The organism is Providencia sp. UF-224 (genome assembly GCF_058245955.1).
On record NZ_JBSICC010000110.1, the window covers coordinates 1 to 486 of the forward strand.

The 486-nt window shown below is 49.8% G+C and carries 1 protein-coding gene; it reads right to left on the reverse strand.

Going from position 1 to position 486, the window contains the following annotated elements; translation table 11 throughout:
* The coding region (locus AC4IFO_RS23060) for an RHS repeat-associated core domain-containing protein (protein ID WP_490737862.1) at positions 1–486 on the reverse strand (486 nt) is incomplete at both ends.

Consider the following 486-nt stretch of genomic DNA (forward strand, 5'->3'; position numbering starts at 1 on the left):
GAAATATACTGCCCGTTCTCGCTATCATAATACCGAAAACGGTTATAATACAAGCCACTTTCTCGGTCTTCATATTGACCTGCAAAACGAAAGTGGCATTCCGTGTAATTTGGGTCATTGTCGGCAAGGCCATCTCGGGATTGCCAAAACTGCATCTGTCCCCACGTATTCAGCCGTCCTGCCCAGCTCGCCTTTCCCGCTTCGGTAAAAATCTCTCGCGGCGTGCCTTGGTGGTCGGTCACCACATAATGCAGTTTGCCATTTTGATAACGGGCCGTGGGTGTGATTGCACCCGGTTCGTACAGCCATTGAATTTGTGAATCATAAGCCGGTGTTCCATCGGCATAGATTGGTGTTTCTTCCACCATTTGGTCACCAGACCATAAATAGTGCCATGCCGTCACTTTGGGCTTAAGTTGTGGAAACAGTGGATTGACATGAGCCGCTTGGCTATCCACCGTTTGGGTTTTGCTGAGGCGCCGTCCA